Below are 16,210 nucleotides of genomic sequence, written 5' to 3'. Positions count from 1 at the left end.
TTTAAGCAGCCTGCGATTTCTGCCGGATGAATTCAGGTTTGTGAGGGTAACGCTTCAACAAAGCGGGCGGTAATTTGCTGTGGACGCGTTATCGCGCCGCCTACCACCACCGCATGCGCGCCAAGTTGCAGGCAGCGCGCCATCATCGCCGGGGTGCTGATATTGCCTTCGGCAATAACTGGCTTATTCACCACGCTTAGTACCGCGCGAAGAAAAGCAAAATCATCATCCGGCAGCAGTTTGCCTGCCGTTTCACGGGTATAGCCATAAAGCGTGGTGCCAATGCAGTCAAAACCCAGTGAAGAAGCTGTTTCTGCCTCAGCCACGGTAGCAATATCGGCCATCAGTAACAGCCGGGGATAGCGCTGGCGGATCTGCATTACCAGATGAGAGAGCGATACGCCATCCGGCCTGGCGTGAGAAGTGGCATCCAGGGCGATCGCTTCCGGTTCGGCGATCGTCAGTTCATCCACTTCCCGCATCGTGGCGGTGATATAGACATCACAGTCGGGATAGTTGCGTTTCAGAATCCCAATAACCGGCAGATCAACACTCTGTTTTATCGCCCTGATATCCACTGGACTGTTGGCGCGAATACCAGCCGCGCCGCCAGCCTGGGCGGCAAGCGCCATCCGGCTCATAATAAAGTCGCTGTGCAGAGGCTCCTCTTCCAGCGCCTGACAGGAGACGATTAATTTTCCTTTTACCGCATCAAGCATCGACAGTTTCACAGGGCTGATCTCTTTTTAATTTCGTTCGTAGTACGGGTCGCCAGCGGAGTCTGTAAAAGTGCGAAGATAAGCATCATCTTAAGCCGCTGGTAACATTCAGGTCTTGCGGTAAAACGAGGTGACTTATAGTGTATGACACAAAGACGAAAGCAGGGATATTTAGCTCAGAACATGCGGGCAGCGTGGGCAGGTAAGGAAACGCACTATCCGTGAAACGGCAGACGCAACGGGATACACGCTTTCGCAGATTTGCCGTAGCCAGGCGCTGTTCCGGCAAGCAAAATATAAGATGGCTAACCAGCAAGCCTCAAGGTCAGAACAGCATTTATCAACCGGGATAAGAGCAATACTACTCCACGTATCAGGTAATTCTTCTGTGTTTATTTGAGACCAAGTTTCACGGCCAGCCTGTGGAGATTGCCAGGATCAACTTCAAGCTTCCGCGCAGCTCTGACCCACACCCGACCGCTGCTCTCATACGCTTGTTTGATGTAATCGTACTGAAACTGACGGGTCGCATCATGCAAGCTCATCTCTGGCATTCTCTTTTGTGAATTGACCGGCGCGGAATAAACAGTCTTGCCGCCCTCTGAATTGAAATGATGGGGAAGCAGAATGATTTCACCGCTGTGCGACTCTGCCTGCGCGATGATTACCGCGCGATAGAGGGTATGTTCCAGCTCGCGAATATTTCCCGGCCACTCTGCTGCTTCAAGCATAGCGCTGAAGGCAGGGCTAAGCGCGACGCTAATCAGGCCAAATTTAACCCGACACTTTTCACAGAAGTAGCCAGCCAGTAACACAATATCGTCGCGACGTTCATTAAGCGACGGTACAAACAGAGGGAAGACGCTCAGTCGGTGATAGAGATCGGCCCTGAATTTACCCTCCGTAACGGCCATGCGCATATTCAGGTTAGTGGCTGCGATAATCCGCACATCTACAGTAAGTGGCTTATCTTCACCAACCCGTTGTAGATCGCCATACTGCAGCACGCGTAACAGTTTGGCCTGAAGAGCCAGCGGCAACTCCCCTATCTCGTCCAGAAATAGCGTCCCTTTATCCGCCAGCTCAAACTTTCCTGGCCGGTCATGTATAGCCCCGGTGAAAGCCCCCTTAACGTGGCCAAACAGTTCACTTTCCGCCACGCTTTCCGGCAACGCTGCGCAATTCAGATAGATCATGGGCTGTGCAGCGCGGTGTGATTGTCGGTGAACAGCCTGGGCGATAAGTTCTTTGCCGGTGCCGGTTTCGCCCATTATCAGTACGCTTAAATCAGAGGGGGCGACTACACTTATTTCTTTTTTCAGATGAGTTAATGCCGCTGACTTCCCGATAATTTCAACCTCCTCATTTTCTTCCGGCCGGTGTGGCTGTGGAGTAAATGAAGAGGCTGGTTTTTCCAGCTGTTCAACAAGTAATGCGTTGTTCAGCGCGCCCGCAGTGAGGCTTGCCAGAACCCGTAATTCTTCATCGCTGTAATTATCAAACTGGGTGGCGTTCATGCCGTCCAGGGTCAGAGCGCCGATCAGCGTTTGTCCCGAAAAAAGAGGCATGCCAACGCACGCATGGACATGCAAATCGCCCTGTTCAGGAATAAGTCCGTCATAGGGATCGGGTAAATCACTCTCAGCGGGAAAGCGCACCACATCGCCGGCGCGCGCAATGGCTTCAAGCCGCGGATGGGCTTCAAGGCTGAACCGTCGGCCCAGCACATCCGGTGCCAGACCCGCTGTGGCCAGTGGCCGGAATTGTTGATTTTCATAACGTAAAAGCGCAGTCGCATCACAGCCTAACGCGCTGTGGATACTGTTAATCATCCGCATAAAACGATCGCGGCCGCGCACACCATTCTGAATATCGACAGCAAGTGAAGCCAGCGTCCCGACAGATAACGTCATATTGTCACCTTTACATGAATTGTTTTTATAACAATAACGATATTGTATATATAACAACTTACCTTTGGTGCTGCTGATAAAGATCAATAACTTAATCAATGGCACGTAATATGCAGTATCTGGTCAGATAATCCACTTGAGGAGCATGAAAATGTTCAATCCCAAAACCGCTGCATCGCTTAATGCGGACCAAATTGCCTGTGCCGCCAGGGCGCTGAGGTGGGCGGCCTTTGGCGGTTACCGCCGGGGTCCAGCCCTGAAATATAAACAAGGCGCGCCGGATCGCCTCCGTTTCGAAACTGAATATCAGGGACGAAAAGCCTGGGTGGAACTGGATATCCCCTACACGCCTTTATCTCTGCTGGTCGCCGGCGCGCTTATTTTGCAACAGCTACATACTCAAGGGTAAAAGATGACACACATAGATGAAATCGTTGAAGCGGTGAATGCCGCCATCCGGAAGAATGTGATCCGCGATATGAATGTGCTTTTGTGTGAGCTGAGCGACGATCACAGGCTCACGCGTGAGCAGCGATTTGAGCAGCAACAACGCCTGCGTCTGGCCGTTTTCAGACACACCAGCGAGAAAGAAGAGCTGGCCGAACAGCGCCGTAACTGGCTTACCCACGGCGGCATCATTCGTTAACAGGAGATCTGTAATGACTTATCACATCCCTGAAAATTTTATCCATACCCGTTCAACCCCTTTCTGGAATAAAGAGAGCGTGCCAAAAGCGCTCCTGAAGCATCACAACACTAAAAAAGGCGTTTACGGCAGGCTTTCAGTTATGCGCGGCGCCGTAACATATTATGGTTTCGCCAGTGAACACGATCAGCAGCACGAAACAGAACTTACCATCATGGCAGGAGAATTTGGCATCAGCCCGCCGCAATACTGGCATTACATCAAGCTTCAGAGTGATGACACCTACTTCAATATCGATTTTTTTGCCGCTCCGGATGAAATACTGGAGGGAGAGGGATTTGAACGAGAAGTCAATATCCCGGCATCATAATAACAACCGCATGAAGGATGCCCGCTTCGGCGGGTTTTTTTATGCAGCAATCATTGTCATTAAAACAAAGCATTGTATTTATAACAAAAATAATCTTTGTTAAACAGACAATTAATTTTGTGAAATTGCATATAAATCAACTAATTAAAAACTGGCACACTTAATGCAAACCCTTACGTGAAATCAATTTACGCTAAAAGGGCATCAGATGAATATTCACGTTAAAAAAAACATTTATTGGGTAGGTAAAAGAGACTGGGAAGTTGAGCATTTTCACGGTAAAGAATACAAAATGCAGCGCGGGACGAGTTATAACAGCTACCTGATCCGCGAAGAAAAAAATGTCCTTATCGATACCGTTGATCTCAGATTCCGCACCGATTTCGTTAACAATCTGGCGGAAGAAATCGATCTTAAAACCATTGATGCCATCGTGATTAACCATGCGGAAGAAGATCATGCTGGCGCACTTGCTGAACTGCTGGCGCTGATCCCGGGAACCCCGGTTTACTGCACGGCAAACGGCGTCGACTCCATCAACGGGCATCATCATCATCCTGAATGGAATTTCAACGTTGTTAAAACCGGTGATTCACTCGATATCGGTAACGGTAAAAAGCTTATCTTCGTTGAAACGCCGATGCTGCACTGGCCTGACAGCATGATGACCTACATCACTGAAGATGCCGTGCTGTTCAGTAATGACGCTTTTGGCCAGCACTATTGCGATGAACATCTGTTCAACGATGAAGTTGACCAGAACGAATTGTTTGACCAGTGTCAGCGCTACTTTGCCAATATTCTTACCCCTTTTGCCCGCCTGGTTACGCCGAAAATTAACGAAATTCTCGGTTTCAACCTGCCGGTCAGCATGATTGCTACCTCCCACGGCGTTGTGTGGCGCGATAATCCTGCACAGATTATTGAGCTTTACCTGAAATGGGCTGCCGATTACCAGGAAGACCGAATCACCCTTTTCTATGATGCCATGTCTGACAATACGCGCAGGATGGCAGAAGCGATTGCCCAGGGTATCCGGGAAATCGACCCGCGTGTCGCCGTGAAGGTTTACAACGTCTCAAGCCATGACAAAAACGAAATTATCACCTCCTGCTTCCGCTCTAAAGGCATCCTGGTGGGATCATCCACCATGAATAACGTGATGATGCCAAAAATTGCGGGGATGCTTGAAGAGATGACCGGCCTGAAATTCCGCAATAAACGCGCCTCTGCCTTCGGCTCTTATGGCTGGACGGGCGGTGCGGTAGATCGTGTGGCGACCCGTCTGCAGGATGCCGGTTTTGATATGACCATCGCCCTCAAAACCAAGTGGCGCCCCGATCTTTCCGCTCTGGAAACGTGCCGGGAGCATGGCCGTAAAATCGCCCGTGACTGGGCGCTATCGCCACTTCCTGCGCCAGTCCCGATAGCAGATAACAGCGCCGCCGCTATGGCAGCCGCTGCGCCCGCTAACGGTAATGGAGTTAGCGTGGTTGAAGCGGGCGAAGCACTCGGGCAGAAAATGATCTGTACGGTCTGCCAGTGGGTTTACGATCCGGCAGAGGGCGAGCCAGATCAGAACGTCGCGCCAGGAACCCCGTGGGAAGAAGTTCCCGATGATTTCTTATGTCCCGGATGCGCGCTGGGTAAATCCGTGTTCGATCCCTGCGAGGGCTAACGTTGTGTCAGCAGAAATTGTTGTTATTGGCTCCGGCTTCGCGGCCCGGCAGCTGATCAAAAACTTACGCTCTCTGGATAAAAACGTGCCGGTTCGTCTCTTCGCTGCCGACAGCTGTGATGAATACAGTAAGCCCGAGCTAAGTCATGTTTTCACCAGGGGTTGTGATGCTGATGCACTGACGCGGCAGACGGCGGCAGAGTGGGCTGAAAGTCAGCGCATCATGTTGCACCCTTATACCGTTGTAAGTGCAATTGATACCGCAGCGCATGTCGTCAAAACCTCCGCTGGCGACTTCCGCTATGACAAGCTGGTGCTGGCCACCGGTGCTCAGGCTATCGTTCCGACCGTAAAGGGCAGTGATTTAATCTGCACGCTGAACAGTCAGCAGGAATACCGCAGGTACCAGGCCGGGCTGGCTGAGGCTAAGCGGGTACTGATGATCGGCGGTGGACTTATCGGAACAGAACTTGCGATGGACTTTAGCCGCGCGGGTAAATCTGTGACGGTAGTGGATCGCAGCAGTAGTCTGTTGTCGGCGCTGCTGCCGCCGGAGATCGCTGCCCGTCTGCAGAACCGTTTAATGAACAACGGTGTTGAGTTCGTCTTCAGAAATGAACTCAGTGAACTTTCCCGACATCAGGACGCCCTGCAGGCTTCATTCAGCAATGGGCTGAAGAGAACTTTTGATGCCGTTGTGTGTGCCATCGGCTTACGCCCGGATCTTACGCTTGCGCGCGCTGCGGGCATTGAGGTGCGTCATGGCATTGTCGTCGATGAGACGCTCGCAACATCGGCTGCCGATGTTTATGCATTGGGTGACTGTGCAGAAATCGGGGGAAAACTGATGCCCTATCTGCAACCGGCCACACTCGCAGCGATGACCCTTGCCAGGAACCTGACCGGTAGTGCAGCAAAGCTCACCCTGCCCACCCTGCTTATTAACGTTAAAACGCCCGATCTGCCTCTTCATCTTGCAGGCGACCCGGCTAATCCTGCTTACCGATGGGAGATAGCGATATCTCCCGCTGGCCTTATCGCAAAAGGATATGACAGAAACGACATCTTCCGGGCCTTTGTGGTCAGTGAAGACCATTTAAAGCTGGCATTCAGTATGCTCAAAGAAATTAAGCTAAACGCTACAGCTTAGCCCGCAAAAGTAGCCTGGCGAAATCAGCAGCAGGATGGCGGTTCTGATCCTGAAATAGCGGGTTGCGTCGATAAATACAGGCCGGTGCATCGTCGGCCTTATCTCCCTTTTAATTACCGGGATAACCTTACTATGAACATCACTACAGCAGACATTACGCTTCACAACCCCTCCTCCTGCACCTGCGGCAGGATCATCTGGTTAACGATGAATTGTGATTTTTTTATTATGAATCTCGGCACCAATGAACGCGATGCGCGGATTGATGCAAAGATAGGTTCGGCATATAAAGGTATTGAGTTCCGTCCTCAAGCTCTCAAGGAAGTCGTTGCAGAGGTGTTCTGGGAAATGTGGAATCATTGGCTGCCTGCTGAGGGGATAAAAGTCACGCCCGTCACAACACATTAGCCGAAAGACCAACGGCCATACCTGCTCTGAATGATTCAGCGGCAGGAGAGGCATAGCATCACCAACTACGAGAAAATAATGGAAATAACGCAGGCGCACCCGGATCATATTGCAGGAATAGCAGAGATTTATGCCTGGCACGTTGAACACGGCCTGGCCACGTTTGAAACAGAGCCGCCAACGGCAGAAGAGATGCAGTTGAGGCTGAGCAACGTTTTGCAGAGCGGCGGCTACTGGCTGGTCGCGCTGGAAGCAGATCGGGTGCTGGGGTACTGCTACCTTGCGCCCTACCGTCCCCGCTACGCTTACCGATTTACCCTTGAAGACTCCATCTATTTGCATCCGGGGGCAGCCGGTCGCGGTATCGGGCGTGCACTGCTGGGTAAAGCGCTTAACCTTGCGGAAGCTGACGGTTTTCGTCAGGTGGTGGCCATTATTGGCAACAGCGAAAATGCGGCATCCCTGGCACTGCACCGCGCGCTCGGATTCCAGTTGACCGGCGTGTTGAAGTCGGTTGGCTTCAAGCATGGCCGCTGGCTGGATACTGTCATGATGCAGTGTACGCTGGGTGCAGGTGATACCACGCTTCCTGTTACCTCGACTACGCTTTCAGGTAGAGCAGGAACCGTTTAAGCCCTGAGGAGGAGTCATGAAGCAGCAACAAGTCACTGCCACCGTGGTCAGCGCGGCGCTGGAAGTCAGCAATCAGTCGCGAACGCTGGAATACTCTGACGATCAGGTGCTGGTAAAAGTGGAGCGCGGCGGGATCTGTGGATCAGATATTCACTATTACCAGCACGGCCGCGCAGGTATGTCCGTTCTGAAAGAGCCGATGATCCTCGGCCATGAATTCATCGGCCAGGTTGCGGAAGCGCCAGCGAACAGTACGCTGAAAATTGGCCAGCGCGTAGCCATTAATCCCTCCAGCCCCTGTAATCACTGCGAATTTTGTCTGGCCGGTAAACAGAATCACTGCCGCACCATGAAGTTTATGGGGAGCGCACAGTTCTTCCCGCATGTTCAGGGCGGCTTTGCCAGCTACGTTGCTGTCCGTCCTGAGCAGTGTGTTCCTTATGCTGAAGAGGCCGATGCCAGAGTTATCGCCTTTGCCGAACCTCTGGCCGTTGCTCTTCACGCCGTGCATCAGGCGGGGAATTTGGTGGGCAAGAGAGTGCTGGTGACCGGTTCCGGCCCTATCGGCTGCCTGGTGATCGCTTCCGCTTTTGCCGCTGGCGCCTCTGAGATTGTTGCCACCGACATGAGCGAACGCTGCCGCACGCTGGCGCTTGCTATGGGCGCCTCAAAGGCTGTTGATCCCACGGATGGGGAGACTACCGGCAAATGGCAGGAGAATGGCGGCTATTTTGATCTCTGTTTTGAAGCCTCTGGCGCGCCTGCTGCCATCGCCTCCACTGTAGGTTTCACCCGTCCGAAAGGCCGCATTGTGCAGCTGGGGATGGGTGCGGCTTCTCTCGACTTTCCGCTCGGTCTGTTGCTGGTGAAGGAGATTGAGCTGGCTGGCTCCTTCCGTTTTATCAACGAGTTTGCCATTGCGGTGCGCTGGCTGGAAAGCGGCCGCATCAACCCGCTGCCCCTGCTCTCTGCCGTCTACCCGCAGCAGGAGGTGGTCAGCGCGCTGCAAATGGCCTGCGACAAAAGTCAGGCTGCCAAAGTCCAGATAACCTTTAGCTCTGTCCCAAGTGGTACAAGCTAAGGATTTAATTTATAAAGAGTTATCCAGCAGGCCATGTTGGTATGGGTAAGCTATGGTACCCTACTAACGTTTATCCATAGCCAGCGCTGCAGTGACCGCTTGTTCGGCATCAACCAGACCGTAGCCGAACCAGGGGCTCCATCCACAGGAATCGAATCCCCCATGTCGGAACGGAAACAGAGGCAAATCTGTTACCTCACCAGCGGCAGAGCCTGGTGCAGGATAACGGTGTTCCTCATAAGGCCGGCAGTCAAGATCCCTGGCTGCAGTGCAACGCAGTATGTCAGCCAGTTCACAGGCATTTAGTTGTGGGTTCGCGCTTAACGTCAGTGCTGCAACCCCGGCTACCAGTCCGGCTGCGCCGGAAGTGCCTTTAAAATTATGGGTGTACCCCCCGATATCACCTGAGCGTGTAGTTAAGCCCGGCTCACTGAAAGGAAATGCATCAAAGCAGTGTCGGTTGTTTGAGGGAGCACACAGGGCAATGCCTGGTCCGTAACTTGAGTAGTGAGCGCGGCGACCATAAAGATTAACAGCCGCAACAGTCAGCACATTTTCAATATTACACAAGGAGTGTGTAAATACAGCGGAATACCGCCCATCACAGAATACGTTATTCTCCACATACCCTGCATAAGGTACAGGCGAGTCTGCCTGAAAGTGGATAGGACATCCCGAATTTCCAGCCGCCCAGATAAAAAGGATGCCCTTGCCGCGCCGACCTCCGCACCGGGACAATTCACGTATCAGACTGATAGTCTTATCCGGGAATTTCATATGTGGCAGGCTGGCCCAAGTGTTGATAAAAATATCTATTTTATCTTCCAGCGCCGTAAGAATAGTGTGAAAACCCTGCAAGGTGATGTGAAATCGTTTGTCGTACTCCCAGCGCACAGGCAACAAACGACATCCCGGAGCAACCCCCACCGGACGATCTGCATTCACAGCGCCAGCGATCAGCCCGGCAAGTGCGGTTCCGTGGCGGTAGCCAGGAATAAACATCTGCGTTTTAATCTCTTGCGGAGTGGCATAAATCAGTCTGCCCTGCTCCAGGAAGGCGGCTGCCGCAAATTTATTGTCAGCTCTTGAGGCGACAACGTCCATCTGACAACCATCATCCGCAAACGCGATGATGATTTCCTCACGGCCATAGCCATTCAGATGACACCACGCCTGTTCTGCATTCACTGAGCGACAGCATTGGCCGTCTACCGTGCGTCCGTGCAGATGCCACTGTGACTGATAGGCGAAAGAAGCCAGAAGTTCCGGGGGCAGTTTAAATGGATGTGCCGTCATAAACGGGCCTGCTCTTTCCACAGGGAGTAGTAGCTACCTCCCTGTTGAACCAGCTCATTGTGAGTACCCTCTTCCTCCACAAGACCTTTCTGCAGCACAATAATCCTGTCCATACCGATCACTGATGACAATCGGTGCGCGATCGCTATCACTGTTTTACCCGCCATCGCCTCGTTCAGTGAATCACGGATTTCAGCCTCCGTCAGCGAGTCGAGCGCAGAGGTGGCTTCGTCCAGAATCAGTAAAGGGGCATTGCGCAAGATGGCCCGGCAGATGCTGAGCCGCTGCCGCTGCCCTCCAGACAATCTGACACCTCTGTCGCCGATCAGGGTCTCAAATCCTGTATGGGTGCCGTCTGTTGCCTGAAGGATAAAATCCAGTGCCTTAGCTTTTTGTGCCGCAGCCCGAACATCTTCTTCGCTGAAGTTGCGGCAACCAAAAGTAATATTTTCATAAATAGTACGATTAAACAGCACATTATCCTGAGTAACTATGCTGAACTGATGACGAAGGTCACTCAGGGATACTTGCCGGATATCCGTACCATCCAGCATGATTTTTCCTTCGGTAGGATCGTAAAACCGCATCAGCAGGCTGATTAGCGTAGATTTTCCGGAACCCGATTCTCCCACGATAGCGACTTTTTCTCCTGGCCGGATATGTATATTCACTCCCCGGATCACCGGTTTTCCGGCTTCATACTGAAAGCGCAGATCACAAAGTTTGATGTCACCTGTGGCGCCATCCCTGGACGTTGGGGTATTTCCTTCGATCATCTGATTCTGGTGATGTACCGTTTCAATGGAGGCATTAAACAGCCCCAGCGCGCGCATCGCGCCAGTGAGTTGTTCCATCAGAACGGTCAGTTGGCCCTCAAGGCGAAAAACAAGCCCGAAGACCACCGAAATTTCGCCCACCGAGAGCAAACCCGCGTGCCATGAGAAAATAGCAATATATCCGGTTGCCACCATCGCAGTGGAACTGGTCAGCAGCAGGAGAGTTTCGGCGGTAGTTATTGTCCGTAGGAAGCGTTCATTTTTTCCAATAAAATCGCTCAGTTTCTCACGGACAAATTCGCGATCGTCGCCGTGTGGTGACAGAGATTTCACATTAATAATATTGGTGAAAATGTCGACAAGATGACCATTAATCACGTTTGAAGCATCGGCTGATTTACGGGAGCGCCTTTTGATCTCCGGGGCATATTTCACCGAAAGGCAGAGGTAAAGCACCAGCCAGAACATGATCACTACCGCAAACCAGATATTGATAGTACTCATAAATCCCAGAGTCAGAATGACGTAAGCCACATTCGCCCATATCATTTGCAGTGCGCTGAGTAAAAACTCGGTTACCGCCTGCCCGGCCTGCCAGACCGATGACGCGATTTTTCCGGCATGATTACGGTTAAAAAAATCCAGGTCATTATTGACGGCCTTAGTGTAAAACATCCACCGGACCATCGGGCTGAAACGGGCACGGAGACACTGATCGCAAAGTAACCCCAGACTTAATGATGTGATCGGACGAACGACAAGAAACAGCAACGCGGCCATCATCAGTAGCTGGTTCTGTGTGACCTGATAAACAAGGGCAGATGACAGCGTGCCGTTCAGGGAGTCAATAACCAGACCCACGGTATAGATCACACCGACATCTACAACTGCTTTAATCAATCCGGCCAGAGCAACCAGCAATACAATAACTTTAATTTTTTTGATGAAATACCAGAGTCCCTGCTTGTGCTGCTGAAAAGCAGCATCCTTATCCTGAAAGGGATTAAGTAAATTTTCAAAAAAACGGAACAGGTTTTCGCACATATATTTTCCTTCACGGGAAATAATGATGGCAACCGGAGTTGCCATCATTATAAGCTTCGACAGCTACAACATGGTTTTCATTACCATCTACCCCCTCCCCCACGGGAGTTGCCAGTCATACTACCGCCACGGCAACAAAGGAACTCGAAATTCCCCTCTTTTTCGTCTTCATCCGTAGAAATAAACTTCACCGAGTCAATGTCTTTATCCGCATTGACTGGTGTTTTTTTTACGTCTTCCAGCTTTTCTTTCTTCATAACGAATCACTCCAATAAAGCCATAATGACTGCATTGTGCGCAATGTTATGCTCGCAATGCTTCCTTGATGCTGAACTTCAGCAACTCCCGTGTCAGATGGCACAGTGGTCCGGTCTGGCTAATTTCACCGTTCTGCAGACGGGCAGAAAGGCAACCTGACGCACAGCTCCACCTGGCGAAACAATTCTGGCACTGTTGGAATGTTCGGGTGTTCACCCGACGCAAATAGTTGATTTTTTTGATATCAAAATTAAACTTTCGGCCATTCCAGGCCCCGACATGATAAAAGTCGAAATCGCTATTATTTTTTCGGCTGTATCGGTGGCATCCCACGACGTTACCCTCAGAGGTAATAGAAAATTCAATATTACAGAAGCGGTTTGAGCGGCGTTGAATATTGGTCATCATTTTGCAGGTAACCAGTATTCCATATTTCTTCCCAAGCCCATAGGCTGCTATAAATGCATCAACGAAATCCTGCTGTATCGGTTTATTCATCTCAGTGTCATTGGCGCGGCCAATTTCCGCCATTGGTTCGAAGCGTATGGTTTTAACTCCGGTGTATTTATGGGTGTATTCCACCATCTCTCGCAGTCGTTCAGAAGCCGTAAAATAAATGGTTGTGCGGAAATGACAGGGTACGCCGTGATTACATAGCAGTTGAGCCGCACGCATAACGGCTTTATGCGAGTTTTTTCCATTCGGGAATGAGCGGTTAACCTGCAACTCTGGAAGAATGTCGCAGGAAAGCGTCACGTAGTGAATATTTTTTGCAATCCAGCGAGCTTTTTCATCATTGATTAACACACCGTTAGTGATCAGGCGGATCCAGTGATTTACGCCCGCTTCATCCGCCCGATAACGAATATAATGTGTGGGCCAAACGATTAAATCCCATTCAAGCGTAGGTTCACCACCGCCAAGAAAACGAAATTCGGCGGTTTTGTGTTTATGTCTTTTGGCATTTTCGATCACCTGATCGATGGCACCTTTTACGATCTCCCTGGGCATTGGAGAAGATTTGTGTGTAGTTGCTTTTGCATAACAGTAGTTGCAGGCAAGATTACAGCTCTCGGTCAGGAGAAGAGTTGCCTCAATGGGTTTGAAATCTGCCAGGTCCTGCATGACCAGTGGGGGATTTAATTCATTCCCCAATAATGTTTTTTGTCTCAATCCGATAGCAAGAGGATGATTATATTCCCATTCAGTGAGAGTACCTCCCTGTGCGAGTTTTTTGACTAATAGCTCATTATCCTGATGTGTTTTCAGTGCATATCCCCGAATAGGGAAATGCAGGTATATAAAACCATCATCACCATTAAAGTAATACATTTCAGTATTTACTTTCTCATCCATAAGAGACCTGCCTATGATGAAGAAAAAAGCCAATTATTTTTTTTAAGAAAACATCCAATACTTTCCGGAAGAATACAATTATGACTTGAATAGGTTGAAATTTTCTTGCTGTGTCGCTTGTTAAGTAATCCATGCAAATGGAAATGATATAATCCGTCAGTAGAGAAAATATTCATATGCTCAGAAAATTTAACACCGCAATGTCGGCTGTGATTGGCAAAAATCTTTTCAATACCCACTGATTTCTCATATTTTAAGCCCAAGTTTTTTTTCCAGATCCGTGTATGAGGATCATATAGCGTTCGGCCCTTAATACTCCTTGCTTTTCCCATTGGAACGCATATTTCTGGGCCAGGCCTCAATGAAAAACAGGAACAGGTCACTGCATCTGCCATTCCACATTGTTCTGAAATATAGCGATAATAATCTGGATCATAGAGGTCATCTGCATCATGCATCATGAGCCAGTCGACTTCAGTAACATTAAGTTTTTCGATCAAAAAATTTCTTGCAGCGATCTGGTCATATCCTCCAGTCGCGACAGCCAGGTTATAGCCAGCCCCGAAATCCTGACTGTAGACCGTGATTTTTTCTGTGAGTTTTTTCGGCATCTCTGGTCTAACTTCAGTTATCAGGACTGCTATCTTAAAAACATAGTCAGATAATCCGGCAAAATTCAAGGTGGCCAGAGCAAGCTTCAACTCGTCTTTACTAACGGTGCAATAAATTCCAATTTTCATTTTCTTTAGTAAATGTAATTTTTTTTAGCAATTTATATCCTTAGTTCTGCTGATAAAATGACACTGATCAAAATTTGAACACTTAAGGAAGGGCGATGTAGCTTTACTTCATTAATTTAATTTTTTCCCAGCCCATTTTATGAAGCCTTATTCCTTCAGAGCGCAGTTGACCATCAGGGGTATATGCGTCTACAGCGTTTATCTGGTTATTTCAATTTCGGGCATAAACTACTGACTATTGTCTCTGCGTGATTAGCGAGTGGAATGTAATATCCATCGCTTCCGGCATCGGACTGAATCTTATCACCAGATACGCGCCGTAGTCGCCAAAGTCAGCAGAAAGAAGCTAACCAGGAAAATAACAGCGACACGGAAATTTGGTTACGGAGTGCTACGGGGGACGGAAAAATCTGGGATTCCGACGTAGAACGCTGGCCGATCGGTTACAGTGTTAACGACTCTTTTTATTCTTTCACCAAAGGAAAGCTTATGGAAACCCAAAAACAAGCGCTGATTATTGGTGCCTCTCGCGGGCTGGGCCTGGGCCTGGCAAACACCCTGGCGCACCGTGGCTGGAAAGTCTTCGCGACCAGCCGTCACTCCTCGCCCGTTTCTGATTCTGCTATCCACTGGCTGACGGTAGATATTAACGAGCCGACACAACGGCAAACCCTGAAAAATGAGATTGAAGAGCGGCTTTTCGATCTGATCTTCATCAATGCAGGCATTTTTGGCCCTGACCATCAGGATATTGAGCAGGCAAAAGATGAAGAGTTAAGCGCCCTGTTCCTGACCAATGCTATCTCACCGGTTCGCTGCGCGACAGAGCTGTTGCCTCTGCTTTCCCCGATGCATGGCGTGCTGGCTTTAATGACTTCACAGCTGGCGAGCCTGAATGAAAATCCTTCCGCCACTCACCCGCTCTATTCCGCCAGCAAGAGCGCGCTGAATATGCTTTCACGTGGGCTGAGCGGGCGTTTAGCCCCAAACCAGACGCTGCTGAATGTCCATCCTGGCTGGGTGCAAACCGATATGGGCGGGGAAAACGCCACGCTGACCGTTGAGCAGAGCACCAAAGGCATTGCCGATCAGCTGGAGCTCTGGTCCGGCAAAGGCGGTCACCATTATCTGGACTACGCTGGCAAACAGCTTAGCTGGTAATAAAACATGCAGTCGCAGTCTGAATGGACGGCGGCTGCATAGCCCCAACAATATTTCCGATAGTGTCCCTTCCCAACATGCACTTCTGCTATTTGTCGATATCATCCGTAACCGGATTCGACAGGCCTGCTTTGAATGGCCGTTCGCCCTGCGTTTTAGCTGCGAAATACGTTAGCTGCCCTGTTGATTTTGATATTGCCTGAGCCAATTAAAACTCTCACTGCTGTGGTGTAAAGGGCGATATTCGCAGCCAATCCATCCCCTGTAGCCCTGCTGCTCCAGCTGCCGGAAGATAAACGGCCAGTGCAGCTCCCCGCTGCCCGGCTCGCTGCGCGTGGGAACGTCGGCAATCTGTATATGCTCAGTAAGAGGTAACAGGCGGCTGAGGTTATGGCTGATATCGCCATGCAAAACCTGGCAATGGTAGAGATCCAGCATCAGGCGTAGTGAGGGATGGTTGATTCGGCGCACAATCTCTGCGGCCAGATAATAATCATGCAGAAAGAAGCCGGGGATATCGCGTAAATTAATCGCTTCCAGCAGCAGGATAACGCCCTGCTTTTCCGCCTTTTCAACCGACCAGCAGATGTTCTCTTCAAACTGGCGTAGCGCACGCTCGGGCGAAACCCCTTCCGGCTCTATGCCTGCCTGCAAATGGATGAACGGACAGCTTAATGCTGCGGCATACTCCAGCGCCTGTAGCATAGCGGCCTGAAAAGCGGGCCGAAAGTCAGGATGGCAAGCCGCACCGGCTCTTAAGGGCGAGTCCGGTGCGCCGGTTGGCGTATTGATCAGGATCTGCTTCAGGCCGTTGTCCTGCAGCAGATCCTGCAGAAAGGCGGGTGAAAAAGCATAAGGAGAAGCATACTCCACCGCCGTGAAGCCCGCCTCTGCTGCCGCGGCAAAGCGTTCTGTAAAAGGCAGCTCGGTAAACAGCCACTTCAGATTGGCACAAAAACGTAATCCGCTCATCTTTACCTC

17 protein-coding genes and 1 pseudogene are annotated in these 16,210 nt (G+C 50.4%); 10 read left to right on the top strand and 8 right to left on the bottom strand.

Annotated elements, in window-relative coordinates:
- Positions 1–32 precede the first annotated feature (32 nt).
- Positions 33–719, bottom strand: a complete 687-nt coding sequence (locus SD961_RS17795; protein WP_318791774.1) for an N-acetylmannosamine-6-phosphate 2-epimerase — start codon at positions 717–719, stop codon at positions 33–35.
- Between the two features lie 199 nt (positions 720–918).
- Between SD961_RS17795 and SD961_RS17790 the strand changes: the two are divergent.
- A pseudogene (locus tag SD961_RS17790) lies at positions 919–1,005 on the top strand (resolvase); the annotation flags it as partial.
- Between the two features lie 106 nt (positions 1,006–1,111).
- Here the strand turns inward: SD961_RS17790 and norR are convergent.
- Positions 1,112–2,632: a nitric oxide reductase transcriptional regulator NorR gene (gene norR / locus SD961_RS17785; RefSeq protein WP_318791671.1), complete on the bottom strand. Its 1,521-nt coding sequence runs from the start codon at positions 2,630–2,632 to the stop codon at positions 1,112–1,114.
- 151 nt (positions 2,633–2,783) lie between these two features.
- Between norR and SD961_RS17780 the strand changes: the two genes are divergently transcribed.
- The 8 genes from SD961_RS17780 to idnD all read left to right on the top strand — a co-directional run bounded on the left by SD961_RS17780 (position 2,784) and on the right by idnD (position 8,598).
- A complete protein-coding gene (locus SD961_RS17780; RefSeq protein WP_318791670.1) occupies positions 2,784–3,041 on the top strand; it encodes a hypothetical protein in 258 nt (85 codons plus the stop codon).
- A 3-nt stretch (positions 3,042–3,044) separates the two neighbouring features.
- Entirely contained in the window at positions 3,045–3,278 is a 234-nt protein-coding gene (locus SD961_RS17775; protein WP_318791669.1) for a DUF2526 family protein, read from the top strand.
- Between the two features lie 13 nt (positions 3,279–3,291).
- Positions 3,292–3,648: a DUF1971 domain-containing protein gene (locus SD961_RS17770; RefSeq protein ID WP_318791668.1), complete on the top strand. Its 357-nt coding sequence runs from the start codon at positions 3,292–3,294 to the stop codon at positions 3,646–3,648.
- 208 nt (positions 3,649–3,856) lie between these two features.
- On the top strand, positions 3,857–5,326 hold the full coding sequence (gene norV, locus SD961_RS17765; RefSeq protein WP_318791667.1) for an anaerobic nitric oxide reductase flavorubredoxin: 1,470 nt from the start codon (positions 3,857–3,859) through the stop codon (positions 5,324–5,326).
- Between the two features lie 4 nt (positions 5,327–5,330).
- Entirely contained in the window at positions 5,331–6,476 is a 1,146-nt protein-coding gene (gene norW, locus SD961_RS17760; protein ID WP_318791666.1) for an NADH:flavorubredoxin reductase NorW, read from the top strand.
- 132 nt (positions 6,477–6,608) lie between these two features.
- Positions 6,609–6,884: a hypothetical protein gene (locus SD961_RS17755; RefSeq protein ID WP_318791665.1), complete on the top strand. Its 276-nt coding sequence runs from the start codon at positions 6,609–6,611 to the stop codon at positions 6,882–6,884.
- A gap of 78 nt (positions 6,885–6,962) precedes the next feature.
- Positions 6,963–7,517 (top strand): GNAT family N-acetyltransferase, encoded by a 555-nt coding sequence (locus SD961_RS17750; RefSeq protein ID WP_318791664.1) that lies wholly within the window; start codon positions 6,963–6,965, stop codon positions 7,515–7,517.
- 16 nt (positions 7,518–7,533) lie between these two features.
- Positions 7,534–8,598: an L-idonate 5-dehydrogenase gene (idnD, locus tag SD961_RS17745; RefSeq protein ID WP_318791663.1), complete on the top strand. Its 1,065-nt coding sequence runs from the start codon at positions 7,534–7,536 to the stop codon at positions 8,596–8,598.
- Between the two features lie 63 nt (positions 8,599–8,661).
- On the opposite strand, the gene SD961_RS17740 is transcribed toward idnD, so the two are convergent.
- The 5 genes from SD961_RS17740 to SD961_RS17720 all read right to left on the bottom strand — a co-directional run bounded on the left by SD961_RS17740 (position 8,662) and on the right by SD961_RS17720 (position 14,068).
- A complete protein-coding gene (locus SD961_RS17740) occupies positions 8,662–9,786 on the bottom strand; it encodes a S8 family serine peptidase (protein ID WP_318791662.1) in 1,125 nt (374 codons plus the stop codon).
- A 104-nt stretch (positions 9,787–9,890) separates the two neighbouring features.
- A complete protein-coding gene (locus SD961_RS17735; protein WP_318791661.1) occupies positions 9,891–11,762 on the bottom strand; it encodes an ABC transporter ATP-binding protein in 1,872 nt (623 codons plus the stop codon).
- A gap of 32 nt (positions 11,763–11,794) precedes the next feature.
- Positions 11,795–11,971 carry a hypothetical protein gene (locus tag SD961_RS17730; RefSeq protein ID WP_318791660.1) on the bottom strand — a complete coding sequence of 59 codons (177 nt, stop codon included), beginning with the start codon at positions 11,969–11,971 and terminating at the stop codon, positions 11,795–11,797.
- 46 nt (positions 11,972–12,017) lie between these two features.
- Entirely contained in the window at positions 12,018–13,328 is a 1,311-nt protein-coding gene (locus SD961_RS17725) for a radical SAM/SPASM domain-containing protein (protein WP_318791659.1), read from the bottom strand.
- A gap of 11 nt (positions 13,329–13,339) precedes the next feature.
- Positions 13,340–14,068, bottom strand: a complete 729-nt coding sequence (locus SD961_RS17720) for a hypothetical protein (protein WP_318791658.1) — start codon at positions 14,066–14,068, stop codon at positions 13,340–13,342.
- A gap of 489 nt (positions 14,069–14,557) precedes the next feature.
- Between SD961_RS17720 and SD961_RS17715 the strand changes: the two genes are divergently transcribed.
- The gene (locus SD961_RS17715; protein WP_318791657.1) at positions 14,558–15,229 is read left to right on the top strand and encodes an SDR family oxidoreductase; all 672 of its coding nucleotides are present in this window, start codon (positions 14,558–14,560) and stop codon (positions 15,227–15,229) included.
- Positions 15,230–15,400: 171 nt separating this feature from the next.
- Here the strand turns inward: SD961_RS17715 and SD961_RS17710 are convergent, their stop codons facing one another.
- Complete coding sequence (locus SD961_RS17710; RefSeq protein WP_318791656.1) at positions 15,401–16,201, bottom strand: hydroxypyruvate isomerase family protein; 801 nt, start codon at positions 16,199–16,201, stop codon at positions 15,401–15,403.
- Positions 16,202–16,210 lie beyond the last annotated feature (9 nt).

It is taken from the genome of Erwinia sp. MMLR14_017, assembly GCF_033657285.1.
GTDB lineage: Bacteria > Pseudomonadota > Gammaproteobacteria > Enterobacterales > Enterobacteriaceae > Erwinia.
The sequence above is the reverse complement of the archived record's forward strand: the minus strand, read 5'-3'. Positions and strand labels throughout refer to the sequence as shown.